The sequence below is a fragment of the Mesorhizobium sp. SP-1A genome (assembly GCF_032460275.1).
Taxonomy (GTDB): domain Bacteria; phylum Pseudomonadota; class Alphaproteobacteria; order Rhizobiales; family Rhizobiaceae; genus Mesorhizobium.
The window spans coordinates 426,993-438,661 of the sequence record NZ_JAVXZD010000004.1 but is presented as its reverse complement, the minus strand read 5'-3'; the positions used below and the strand labels follow the sequence as shown (position 1 = coordinate 438,661).

Genomic DNA, 11,669 nt, shown 5'->3' with positions numbered 1-11,669 from the left:
GGCGGCCGGGCCGGGTCTTACCAAATCGATCCGCCGCTCAGGCGTAGCGGTAAGGCGGACCCGCCTTCTGCATCGTCTGGCGATAGTCCTTCAGGATCTGCACCACCTTGGCGCAGCGCGGGCTGGTGGCCGCGATTTCGTCCCAGAACTTCTCGGCCTCGTCCTCGACCGTCTTCCATTCCGCCTCGGGAATGGTCGTCAGCTCGTACTTGCCGCCGGTGGTACGATAGTGCGCCTCACCCCACCAATACCAGTGCTGGCGGTAGTAGTGCGAGGTGTCCATGGCGATCCGGAACAGTTCTTTCAGGTGATCCGGCACCTCGGCCCACTTGTCGCTGTTGACGAAGTAGGAGCCGGCCCAGGCGCCGGAGATGTTGTTGGTGAGATAGTACTTGGTCACGTCGGACCAGCCCACCGTATAGCACTCGGTGATGCCGCACCAGCAGATGCCGTCCAGTTCGCCGGTCTGGATCGCCACCTGCACGTCTTCATAGGGCAGCGATACCGGCACGACGCCGAACTTCTGCATGAAGCGGCCGCCGGTCGGGAACATGTAGACGCGCAGCCCCTTGAGGTCTTCCACCGACCTGATCGGCTTGGTGGTGGCGAAGTTGCACGGGTCCCACGAGCCGGACGACAGCCAGGTCACGCCCTTCACCTCGCCATAGGCTTCTTCCCAGATGTCCTTGAGCCCGTACCAATGCCACAGGGCCGGCACGTCGAGGCTGTAGCGCGAGGCGAACGGGAAGTAGGCGCCGAACACGGCCACGTCCACCGGCGCGGCGGCCGAATCGTCGTCGCTCTGCGCGGCGTCGAGCGTGCCGGCCTGAACGGCGCGGAACAACTCGCCCTGCGGCACCAGCTGGTCGGCCGTGTACAGCTCGATCTCCATCTGGCCGTTGGCCGCCTTGTTGAAGGCATCGATGCCCGGCTTGCAGACATGTTCGGCCAATGCCGGCCCGGCATAGGTCTGGAGCCGCCATTTGATCGGGGCCTGCGCCTTCACATAGGGCGCGGCGAGCGTGGTCGCGCCGACGGCCCCTGCCCCCGTCAGGATCGATTTGCGCAGGAAGTCGCGCTTGTTGATCGTGCTTCGGTCTTTCATCTCAAGTCTCCCATCATCGTTGAACCCTCTGCTTGCCTTCGCAGCCGGCCCGCGGTGTTGCCTGTGGCCAGCCGCGCCTGCATTCCCTCCGATCTTGTCCGTCTCCTTGTTCTGGTTGCCCTTGTTCGTTCATTGCCTTGGACCCGCGCCGGCTACCGCCCCGAATAGACCTCGGGCAGCCACAGCGCGATCTGCGGGAAGATCATGATGACGATCAGCGTCAACACCATCAGGAAGAAGAACGGCACGATCGAGCGGTAGATATCGACCAGCGTGATGTCCGGCGGCGCCATGGCGCGCATCAGGAACAGGTTGTAGCCGAACGGCGGGGTGATGTAGGCGATCTGGCAGGTGATGGTGTAGAGCACGCCGAACCAGATCGGACTGAAGCCGAGGCTCTTGACCAGCGGAATATAGAGCGGCGCCACGATCACCAGCATGGCGGTGTCGTCGAGGAACGTGCCCATGACGATGAAGGAAAGCAGCATCAGGACCAGCACGGTCCACGGGCTGAACTCCCAGGTGTCGAGCAGCAGCGACTTGACCGCTTTCACCGCGCCGAGCCCGTCATAGACGGCGCTGAAGCACAGCGCGCCGAGAATGATCCACATGAACATGCACGAGATGGCGAGCGTGTTGCGGGTGGAATCCTCGAACACCTTGCGGTTGAAATTGCCCGAATACCATGCCGCCACCACGGAAAGCCCCGCCCCCACGGCCGAACTTTCCACCAGGCTTGTGGTGCCGGTCATGAACAGGCCCATCATGATGAGGAAGATCGCCAGCGGCAGAATGCCCTTCTTGAGCAGCGAAATGCGCTCCGCCCAAGTGATCTGCGCCCGTTCCTCGGCCGGCATGGCGGGCGCGATCTCCGGCTGGATCAGGCTGCGGACATAGATATAGATGCCGAAGATCAGCGCCATCAGCAGGCCGGGGAACACGCCGGCCAGCCACAGGCTGAGCACCGGCTGGCGCGCGATCATGGCGTAAAGCACCAGCACCACGCTCGGGGGGATAAGGATGCCGAGCGACGATCCGGCCTGGATCACGCCCGTCACCATGACCTTGTCGTAGCCGTGCTTGAGCAATTGCGGCAGCGCGATGGTGGCGCCGATGGCCATGCCCGCGACCGACAGGCCGTTGAGGGCGGCGATCAGCACCATCAGGCCGATGGTGCCGAGCGCCAGGCCGCCCCGCACCGGGCCGAACCAGACATGGAACAGCCGGTAGAGATCGGTGGCGATGCCGGATTCCGACAGCATGTAGCCCATGAAGACGAAGAAGGGCACGGTGATCAGCGGATACCAGTTCAGCACCTGGAAGGAGGCGTTGAAGGGCATTTCGAACGATCCCTCGCCCCACAGCCATAGCGCTGCGGCCGCGCCGACGAAGCCGATGACGCCGAAGACGCGCTGCCCGGTGAACAGCAGCACCATCATGGTGCCGAACATGAAAAGCGTGATGAATTCGGAGCTCATGCGATCGGCTTCCCGCGAGCGGCTGCGACGTCCTTGATGAAGGTGGAGATGCACTGGAGCAGCATCAGGAAGATGCCGGCCGTCATCACGATCTTGATCGGCCACAGGGGCGGCGCCCAGGCCGAATAGTTCTTCTGCCCGAAAGCGATGGCGTAATGGGTGCTGGATACGCCGCCCAGGAACAGCACTCCCAGGTAGAACAGCACGAACAATATGGTGATCGCGTCGGTCACCGCCTTCCTGTGCGGGCTGAGGCGCCCGTAGAACAGGTCCATGCGCACGTGCTGGTCGAGCTGCAGCGTATAGGCACCGCCAAGCAGATAATAGGCCGACAGCAGGAATTGCGTGGTCTCCAGGACCCAATTGACCGGGACGTGGAAAAGCACTCTCGACAGCGTCGAATAGAGCAACAGCGCGCCCATGACGAACACGAGGTACATCGAGAATCTGCCGACCCGTCGGTTCAGGTCGTCTATGAAACGAACGTAGGCTTGCGCGGCTTTCGGCACGCTCCCCTCCCCTCTGGCTCCTATGCGGGGCCGGCTTCCCCGGCCGGCTTCGCGAGTTTCCCTATGCCGGCGAGCGCGACCGCCAGCCGTCCCGCCCAGGCGGCCTGGCCGGCTACGTCGCCGATCTCGTCGTTGCGGATTTCGATCATCGCGCAGGGCAGGCCGCGCGAGCGCGCATGCTTCTCCAGCGTGAAATAGACGCCGTCTGCCGGCGAATAGGGCTCGTTGGCCCCCACAACGATGCCGTCGGATCGCTTCAGCGCCGCAACCAGCGGCGCCGCCAGCCGTTCATCATCGTCATGGATGATACCGACATGCCAGGGACGCCCCACATCCTTGTAGACAGGGGTAAAGGAATGCACGGAGACCAGCCGCGTCTCCAGTCCGGCGGCAAGGCGGTCGCGGATCACACTGTCGACGACTTCGTGGAAGGGCCGCCAGCAGCGGGCGATGCGCGCCTCGCGCTCGGCGGCCGACAGGGCGGCATTGCCGGGAATCCGCGTCGTTTCGCTGACCGTCGGGATCAGGCCCGGCGCGTCCAGCGCACGGTTGCAGTCCAGCACCAGGCGCGACAGACAGGTCTCGATCAGGACCGCGTCGAGCATCTCCGCCATGCGGCGGGCAACCGGCAGCGCGCCGGGGTCCCAGGCGATATGACGGCCCAGTTCGCTCTCGGGCAAGCCGAGCGTACCATATTCAGGCGGCAGGAAATTCGAGGCGTGGTCGCAGGTCAGCACATAGGCGCCCTTTCCGCCGGGGTTCGTCACCCTCACGGAATCCGCCTCTACATGGCCTGGCCGGCGCTGTTCCCCCATCGAACCTTCCCCTCGAGCGCGTATCTTTTGATACGTATTTTGTTTCATTGCGCTCGTTTGGATGATTTCATACATTTTCGCGGAGTTTGTCAAATGTGTTCTGAAGAGCCGCTCAAGCGGCCGTGCGGGAGCGGGGAACAATGAGCGCCAGCGTTGCGGAACTGATCGCCGAGCGGATCGAAACCATGCCGACGGGCGAGCGCCGCGCCGCCCAGGCGCTGGTCGCCAACTACCCGCTGGTCGGGCTGAAGACGGTGGCCGAATTCTCGCAGGCCGCGGGCGTGTCCTCGCCGACGATCCTGCGCTTCGTCGCCCGCCTCGGCTTCCAGAACTATCCCGATTTCCAGTCCGCCCTGCAGGACGAACTGGCCGCGCAACTGCAGTCGCCGGCCTCGCGCACCCACAATCCCCCCTCGCCTGCGGGCGGTCCCGTACCGGCCATGCTGGAGGCGACGATGGAGAACCTGCGCGAGACGTTCCGCTATATCTCCGAGCGCCAGTTCACCGAGATCGTCGACAAACTCGCCGACCGCCGCGGCCACATGCTCCTGATGGGCGGCCGCTTCACCGACCCGCTGGCGCGCTACATGACGGCGCACCTGACCATCGTGCGGCCAAACGTGTTCCATCTCGCCGGCCAGGAAAGCATGTGGCGCGACCGTCTGATCGACATGGGCAAGCGCGACGTGCTGCTGATCTTCGATATCCGCCGCTATCAGGAAAGCCTGCTGCGCTTTGCCGAGAAGGCGCACGAGCGCGGCGTGCAGATCGTGCTCTTCACCGACCAGTGGCTGTCGCCGATCGCCCGTTTCGCCCGCCACGTCATCGCCGGCCGCACGGCGGTGCCTTCGGCCTGGGATTCCTCGACGGCCCTGTTCGCGGTCGCCGAGACGCTGATCGGGGCCGTCACCTCGCGGCTGGAAACCGAAAGCGCCGAACGCATCCGCGAGATGGAGAACCTGCGATAGTCGCGCATGCCGGCTTGCCGGGTCGGGAAATAAACCAGCGGCTTGCAGGCAACCTTACCGAGATTTAATGTGCGTCGGCGTCTCTAAGTTGCCATATAGGCCGGACAAGACGCCGTTTCGTGCATGTCAGGGTGTCGCTTCGCCTGCCCCGGACGGGAGGTTCCGGTGGACGACCTTTTACGCTGACCGGAGTGCCGATGGCCGCCTGGAAACAAATTCTCATCGCCGCCGTGGTTCTGGTGATAGCGACCGCCGCCTGGGTCCGCTTCTTCCCCGGCGCGCCCGAGATCCTCGAGCGCTGGGGCATCGACTGGGCCGTGGCTTCCACGCCTCGGACCGACGACGCCAGGAACGCCGCGCAGGCTGGTTCCGCCCCGCGCCAGGCTACGGTCGTGGCGGCACCCGTGACCTCCGCCACCGTCAACGACCGCCTGCAGGCCATCGGCACCGGGCGCGCCAAGGCGACCGTGTCGGTCAATCCCTATACGGCCGGCCGCCTGGTCGAGTTCGATGTGGCGTCCGGCGCGCGCATCAAGGCCGGCCAGGTCATCGCCAGGCTGGACTCCGAAACCGAGGAGATCGCGCTCGAACGCGCCAAGGCGCAGCGCGACGACGCCAAGGCCAAGGTGGACCGCATCCGCGCGCTCCGCTCCTCCAACGCAGCGACCGCCGTGCAGCTCACCGATGCCGAACTGGAACTGCGCAACGCCGAGCTTTCGGTGCACGACGCGCAAGTGGCGCTCGACAGGCGTTCGGTGACCTCTCCGATTTCCGGCGTGGTCGGCATATTGCCGATCGAGGCCGGCAACTACGTCACCACCCAGACCTCCATCGCCACCGTGGACGACCGCTCCTCGATCCTGGTCGATTTCTGGGTGCCGGAGCGTTTCGCGTCTTCCATCCGCATCGGTTCGACGCTGACCGCGACGCCGACCGCGAACCCCAGGAATTCCTACGAAGGCACGGTGACGGCCATCGACAACCGCATCGACGACAAGAGCCGCACGCTGTGGGTGCAGGCCACCATCGCCAATCCCGCTGATTCGCTGCGCGCCGGCATGTCGTTCCAGATCGTCATGAAGTTCCCGGGCGACACCTATCCGGCCGTCAGCCCGCTGGCGGTGCAATGGGGCGGCGACGGCGCCTTCGTCTGGGCCGTGGAGGACGGCAAGGCCAGGCGCGTGCCGGTGCGCATCATCCAGCGCAACACCGAGACGGTTCTGGTCGATGCCGAGATCGACAGCGGCGACATCGTGGTGACGGAAGGCGTGCAGAGCGTGCGTGACGGCGGCGACGTGATGGTCGCGCGCACCGGCGCGGCCCGCCCCGCCGGCACCCCTGCCGGTTCGTGACCGGGCCGGCCCGATGACCGACACCAGCAAGAACGGCGAGGCCGGCTTCACCGCCCTGTTCATCCGCCGCCCGATCCTGGCCCTGGTGCTGAACACGCTGATCGCCGTGGCCGGCCTTGCGGCCTTCTACGGCGTCGAGATCCGCGAACTGCCAGATGTGGACCGTGCCGTCATCACCGTCAGCACCGACTTCAAGGGCGCGGCCGCAGAGACGGTCGACCGCGAGGTCACAGACGTCATCGAGGGCGCGGTCGCCCGCGTCTCCGGCGTGAAGTCGATCTCCTCCACCTCATCCTACGGCCGCAGCCGCGTCACCATCGAATTCAACGACGGCGTGGACCTCAATGTCGCCGCCTCCGACGTGCGCGACGCCGTCGGCCGCGTCACCGCGCAAATGCCGGACGAAGCCGACCCTGCCCGCATCGTCAAGGCAGACGCCAATTCCGACCCCGTCATGCGGCTGGCCGTGACCTCCGATTCCATGGCGGTGGAGGATATGACGACCGTCGTGGAGGACCAGATCGAGGACACGCTGGCCTCGGTGCCGGGCGTCGCCGACGTGCAGGTCTACGGCGACCGCGAGAAGATATTCCGCATCGACGTCAACCAGGCGCGGCTGGCCAGCCTCGGCTACACCGTGGCCGACCTGCGCAACGCGCTCGCCACCGTCGCCTTCGATACGCCGGCGGGCTCGATCAACACCACCAACCAGAACCTCGTGGTTCGCACCACCGCCGACGTGAACACCCCGGAGGCGTTCGAGAACATCGTCATCGGCGGCGACACGCATATCCGCGACGTCGCCACCGTCACCATGGGCCCCGACATCGGCCAGTCCACGCTGCGCTCGGACGGCAAGACCGGCATCGGCATCGGCATCGTGCGCGCGGCCGAATCCAACACGCTGGACATTTCCACCGGCGTGCGCGCAGCGGTCGAGCGGCTGCAGAAGGAACTGCCGCAGGGCATGTCGATCAAGGTGACCAGCGACGACGCCGTCTTCATCAACGGCGCCGTCCACGAGGTCGAGATCGCGCTGGTCCTGGCGGTGTCGATCGTGCTCGTCGTCATCTACGCCTTCCTGCTGGACTGGCGCGCCACGCTCATCCCCGGCCTTTCCATGCCGGTGGCGATGATCGGCACAATCGCGGCGATCTGGCTTGCCGGCTTCTCCATCAACATCCTCACGCTTCTGGCGCTGGTGCTGGCCACCGGCCTCGTGGTGGACGACGCCATCGTGGTGCTGGAAAACGTCGTGCGCCGCCGCAACGAGGGCATAGGCCCGCGGGCCGCCGCGGTGCTGGGCACCGACGAGGTGTTCTTCGCCGTCATCGCCACCACCGCGACGCTTACCGCCGTCTTCGTGCCGATCTCCTTCCTTCCGGGCCAGACCGGCGGCCTGTTCCGTGAGTTCGGCTTCGTGCTGGCCATGTCCGTGCTGTTGTCCTGCGTGGTGGCGTTGACGCTCTGCCCAATGCTGGCCTCCCGCATGCTGTCGGGCGCGACCGTCCACCATGAGGGCGGAAACGGCATCGGCCGCCGCATCGGCGCGACCCTTGGCGGCCTCTATCGCCGTTGCCTGCATGCCTGCCTGGGCGCGCCCTGGATCGTGGTGCTGGTGGCGTTGCTGTTTGCCGGCACGGCTTTCGCCATGTTCACCGGCATCCGCCAGGAACTCACGCCGACCGAGGACCGCTCGGCGGTGCTGCTGCGCATCAACGCGCCGCAGGGCGTGAGCCTCGATTACACGGCCTCGCAGATGCGCCGCATCGAGCAGATGATCCAGCCGCTGCGCGATTCCGGCGAGATCGAGAGCACCTTCGAAAGCGCCGGCAACAACGGCGCCTACAACACCGGCTTCATGGTGATGACGCTGGCGCCGTGGGAGAACCGGACCCGCAGCCAGCAACAGATCATGGCCCAGATCGCGGACATGGCGAAGGACATACCGAGCCTGCGCATCTTCCCGATCCAGCCCAACAGCCTGGGCATCCGCGGCGCCGGCAACGGCCTGCAATTCGCGCTGGTGGGCAACGACCGCAAGGCGCTGGGCGAGGCCGCCGACAAGATCATCGACGAGATGCGCAACGATCCGCGCTTCGTCCAGCCGCGCCTGACTGTGGACCCGACCCAGCCGCAGCTTTCGGTCGCCATCGACCGCGAGCGCGCCTCGGACCTCGGCATCGATATCAGCGGTCTTGCAAACACTCTCCAGGCGATGCTGGACGGAAACGACATCGGCGACGTCTACATCGCCGACCGTGCCTATGGCGTGAAGCTCGTCTCCACCACCAACCCGATCAACGACCCGACCGATCTGGAAAACGTCTTCCTCAAGACGCAGGACGGCCGCTACGTGCCGATGTCGACCATCGCCACGCTGACCGAGCGGGCGGTGCCGCCTTCGCTGACGCGCGAGCAGCGGCAGCCCTCCGTCGGCATCACCACCAATCTCGGCGGCGAGTTCGCGCTCGGCAACGCGCTGGCCCGCGCCCAGGAGATCGCGGCACCGCTGCTGCCGCCCGGCGCGCGCGTCGTGCCGCTGGCCGAGGCCGCCACGCTCGGCGAGACCAACAGCGGCATGGTCACCATCTTCGGCTTCGCGCTGGTCATCATCCTGCTGGTGCTGGCCGCGCAATTCGAGAGCTTCGTCTCGGCCGTCATCATCATGGCGACCGTGCCGCTGGGACTGGCCTGCGCCATCTTCGCGCTGATCCTGACAGGCACCAGCCTGAACGCCTATTCGCAGATCGGGCTTGTGCTGCTGGTCGGCGTCATGGCCAAGAACGGCATCCTGATCGTGGAATTCGCCAACCAGTTGCGCGATCGCGGGATGGACGTGCGCGAGGCGATCGAGGAAGCCGCCAACATCCGCCTGCGCCCGGTCATGATGACCATGATCTGCACCGTGCTCGGCGGCGTGCCGCTGGTTCTGGCGAGCGGCGCCGGCGCGGAAGCGCGCATCGCGCTCGGCTGGGTGATCGTCGGCGGGCTGGGGCTGGCGACCGTCTCGACCCTGTTCCTCACCCCGGTCGCCTATCTGCTGCTCGGCCGCTTCGTCACGCCGAAGGTCCACGAGGAAGCGAGGCTGAAGCGCGAACTGGAGGAAGCAGCCTACGTCAACGTAGAGCCGGCCGAGTGATTTGACGTGGGCCCCGCGATCCAATAGTTGCCGCTTAAGCCACATGCGGCCACAGTTTCACGCGGGAACAGTCGAATGCAGCCCATCAGCCTCGAGACATTGCTTGCGAATGCCGGCAAGGAGATCGGCGCCTCGCCCTGGCGCACCGTCACCCAGCATATGATCGACCTGTTCGGCGATGCCACAGACGATCACCAGTTCATCCATTGCGACCCGGAGCGCGCGGCGCGCGAAACGCCTTTCGGCGGCACCATCGCGCATGGCTTCCTCACGCTGTCGCTGCTTTCGACATTGGCTTTCGAGACCTTGCCGCCGATCGAGAAGGCAAAGATGGGCGTCAACCATGGTTTCGACCAGGTCCGCTTCCTGGCCCCGGTCAAGACCGGCTCCCGCATTCGCGCCCGCTTCGTGCTCGCCGACGTCAAGGCGCGCCCCTCCGGCTGGGTGCAGATGACGCAGGACGTCACCATCGAGATCGAAGGATCGGCGAAGCCCGCGCTCACCGCGCGCTGGCTCACCCTGACCTTCGTCGAGCCTGAGGCGCAGGACGCCTGATCCGCCGCGCGGTCGAGACGGCTTGCCGCGTCCCGTACGGCGTATATATTGTCGACAACCGGACAGCAGGAGGCGACGGGATTGCCGCTCACCGCGCAGGCTCGCCGAGAACAGCACAGGACGGCGTTGCGGTCCGAACTCATCGCCGCCGCGCACAAGCTCGTGCAGGAAGAGGGCTATGAGGGCCTGACGATCCGCAAGCTGGCCAACCGGGTCGGCTACGCGCCCATGTCGGTCTATTCCTATTTCGCCGACAAGCAGGAGATCCTGGTCGCGCTGGCCGAGGACGCCTTCCGCACGCTGGCCCGGCGCATCGAGGAAAACCGCTCCGACGATCCGATCGAGGCGCTGAAGGCGGTGATGGTGGAATACGCCGCCTTCGGCCTCGGCAATCCGAACGAGTACCGCATCGTTTTCATGACCGAGAAGTCGAAGCCGCCGGCCGGAACGACCGTCGCGGAGGCGCCGGAAGGCAACCCTGCCATGAAGGCGCTGATCGAACGCGTCGAGGCCTGCGTCGCCGCCGGCAAGCTGAAGGGCGATCCGCATGCCATCGCCACGATGCTGTGGACGGTCGGGCACGGCACGATCTCGCTGCTGATTACCTTTCCGGACTATCCGTTCGGCGATGTCGAAGCCTTTGTGCGGAGAATGTGCGAGTTCAGCCTCGCCTCGCTGTCCAGCCTGGACGTTCAGCCTCTGGCCGATCAATCTTCGCGCTGCTGAGAACCTTCGGCACCACCCGCAATTCCCCCATCGCTACTCCGCATCCGCCTTTTGGCTGAGCCTGGAAGCGATTGTGCGCAACCGCCGGATGCGTCAAAACTTCTCCATTTTTTAGGCATCGGATTGCCGGTTCTCGCCCCGAGGTGCGGAGCCCTTGCGGCGCTGTTCGCATCAGCAGCCTACCAGATCGAGAATGCGGTGATCGGCTGACGGACGATCTCGCGGGTCTGGCGCCGAATTATTCTCGTACATGTACGATTTCATCTTGTGCGGCGCAAAATGAAGGCGTACATGGACGTAGTTGCGTACGCGTACGGCGTATTTCCAAACTCCACAACGGAGACTCCCCATGAGGAAGATCGCTCTTGCTCTCGCCGCATTGACCGCTTTGTCCGGCAGCGCCTCGGCCTGCGGACACGCAAAGGCGGTTCAGGCGCAAGCCCCCGCCACCTGCACCCACAACTCCGTCAAGCTCGACTGCAAATCGACCGGGACCATCGCTCCGGCCGGCATAAAGGCGCCGGGCGACCGGGAAGCCGCCGGCAAGCCACGCCTCGGCATCGACATCAATCCCTGGGTCATGCCGAGCGGCTTCTGACGGGTATTGCCGGAACCGGCGCCTGCATGCGGCGCGCCGTTTGGGCCGCCTATATGTCGGCCTGGCCATCCCCGGGGCCGGACTGTGCAACGTCCGGCCTTCGTCTCCGCCCGGTTGGCCGCAGGATGAGGCGCTATTTCGGCTGCTTCTTCGGCTTCTGCCCGGCTACGGTCTTTGACTTGCCGGGCTTTGCCGGACCGCCCGGGATGGCGGTTCCGGTGACCGAAACCGGATCGCTGGCCGGAAAAGTGTCCTCCAGCCCCTCGTCCAGTTCCTCTTCCATGTCCTGTGCGTGCCGCTGCTGCTCCAGCGAACGCACGGCCGACGACTTCTTCGGCTTGGCTTTCTGGCCGGATTCGGAAAGGCCTGGTTTGAATGGGCCTGCCATGAAACGTCTCCCTCGTTCTCCACGCGCCAACGG

11 protein-coding genes are annotated in these 11,669 nt (G+C 65.5%); 6 read left to right on the top strand and 5 right to left on the bottom strand.

Annotated elements, in window-relative coordinates:
* Positions 1 to 37: 37 nt before the first annotated feature.
* The 4 genes from QU595_RS20475 to QU595_RS20460 form a co-directional block, all read right to left on the bottom strand.
* On the bottom strand, positions 38 to 1,105 hold the full coding sequence (locus QU595_RS20475; protein ID WP_315925309.1) for a TRAP transporter substrate-binding protein: 1,068 nt from the start codon (positions 1,103 to 1,105) through the stop codon (positions 38 to 40).
* Positions 1,106 to 1,257: 152 nt separating this feature from the next.
* Entirely contained in the window at positions 1,258 to 2,583 is a 1,326-nt protein-coding gene (locus QU595_RS20470; RefSeq protein WP_315925307.1) for a TRAP transporter large permease subunit, read from the bottom strand.
* The gene (locus tag QU595_RS20465) at positions 2,580 to 3,092 is read right to left on the bottom strand and encodes a TRAP transporter small permease subunit (protein ID WP_315925305.1); all 513 of its coding nucleotides are present in this window, start codon (positions 3,090 to 3,092) and stop codon (positions 2,580 to 2,582) included. The genes QU595_RS20470 and QU595_RS20465 overlap by 4 nt, the downstream gene beginning before the upstream one ends.
* Positions 3,093 to 3,112: 20 nt before the next feature.
* Complete coding sequence (locus QU595_RS20460; protein WP_315925303.1) at positions 3,113 to 3,907, bottom strand: N-formylglutamate amidohydrolase; 795 nt, start codon at positions 3,905 to 3,907, stop codon at positions 3,113 to 3,115.
* Positions 3,908 to 4,029: 122 nt separating this feature from the next.
* Between QU595_RS20460 and QU595_RS20455 the strand changes: the two genes are divergently transcribed.
* The 6 genes from QU595_RS20455 to QU595_RS20430 all read left to right on the top strand — a co-directional run bounded on the left by QU595_RS20455 (position 4,030) and on the right by QU595_RS20430 (position 11,248).
* On the top strand, positions 4,030 to 4,875 hold the full coding sequence (locus QU595_RS20455) for a MurR/RpiR family transcriptional regulator (RefSeq protein WP_410000532.1): 846 nt from the start codon (positions 4,030 to 4,032) through the stop codon (positions 4,873 to 4,875).
* Between the two features lie 197 nt (positions 4,876 to 5,072).
* Positions 5,073 to 6,227, top strand: coding sequence for an efflux RND transporter periplasmic adaptor subunit (locus tag QU595_RS20450; protein WP_315925299.1), 1,155 nt, complete (start codon positions 5,073 to 5,075; stop codon positions 6,225 to 6,227).
* A gap of 13 nt (positions 6,228 to 6,240) precedes the next feature.
* On the top strand, positions 6,241 to 9,369 hold the full coding sequence (locus QU595_RS20445) for an efflux RND transporter permease subunit (protein ID WP_315925297.1): 3,129 nt from the start codon (positions 6,241 to 6,243) through the stop codon (positions 9,367 to 9,369).
* 75 nt (positions 9,370 to 9,444) lie between these two features.
* Positions 9,445 to 9,924: a MaoC family dehydratase gene (locus QU595_RS20440; RefSeq protein WP_315925295.1), complete on the top strand. Its 480-nt coding sequence runs from the start codon at positions 9,445 to 9,447 to the stop codon at positions 9,922 to 9,924.
* A gap of 81 nt (positions 9,925 to 10,005) precedes the next feature.
* Complete coding sequence (locus QU595_RS20435; protein WP_315925708.1) at positions 10,006 to 10,650, top strand: TetR/AcrR family transcriptional regulator; 645 nt, start codon at positions 10,006 to 10,008, stop codon at positions 10,648 to 10,650.
* Between the two features lie 349 nt (positions 10,651 to 10,999).
* Positions 11,000 to 11,248, top strand: a complete 249-nt coding sequence (locus QU595_RS20430) for a DUF680 domain-containing protein (protein ID WP_315925293.1) — start codon at positions 11,000 to 11,002, stop codon at positions 11,246 to 11,248.
* 133 nt (positions 11,249 to 11,381) lie between these two features.
* Here QU595_RS20430 and QU595_RS20425 read toward each other — a convergent pair whose 3' ends face one another.
* On the bottom strand, positions 11,382 to 11,636 hold the full coding sequence (locus tag QU595_RS20425) for a hypothetical protein (RefSeq protein WP_315925291.1): 255 nt from the start codon (positions 11,634 to 11,636) through the stop codon (positions 11,382 to 11,384).
* Positions 11,637 to 11,669: the final 33 nt, after the last annotated feature.

Excerpts from the sequence above, each read along its gene's own strand:
- QU595_RS20475 (WP_315925309.1), bottom strand. The coding sequence starts at position 1,105 with ATGAAAGACCGAAGCACGATCAACAAGCGCGACTTCCTGCGCAAATCG.
- QU595_RS20470 (WP_315925307.1), bottom strand. The coding sequence starts at position 2,583 with ATGAGCTCCGAATTCATCACGCTTTTCATGTTCGGCACCATGATGGTG.
- QU595_RS20460 (WP_315925303.1), bottom strand. The coding sequence starts at position 3,907 with ATGGGGGAACAGCGCCGGCCAGGCCATGTAGAGGCGGATTCCGTGAGG.
- QU595_RS20450 (WP_315925299.1), top strand. The coding sequence starts at position 5,073 with ATGGCCGCCTGGAAACAAATTCTCATCGCCGCCGTGGTTCTGGTGATA.
- QU595_RS20445 (WP_315925297.1), top strand. The coding sequence starts at position 6,241 with ATGACCGACACCAGCAAGAACGGCGAGGCCGGCTTCACCGCCCTGTTC.
- QU595_RS20440 (WP_315925295.1), top strand. The coding sequence starts at position 9,445 with ATGCAGCCCATCAGCCTCGAGACATTGCTTGCGAATGCCGGCAAGGAG.
- QU595_RS20430 (WP_315925293.1), top strand. The coding sequence starts at position 11,000 with ATGAGGAAGATCGCTCTTGCTCTCGCCGCATTGACCGCTTTGTCCGGC.
- QU595_RS20425 (WP_315925291.1), bottom strand. The coding sequence starts at position 11,636 with ATGGCAGGCCCATTCAAACCAGGCCTTTCCGAATCCGGCCAGAAAGCC.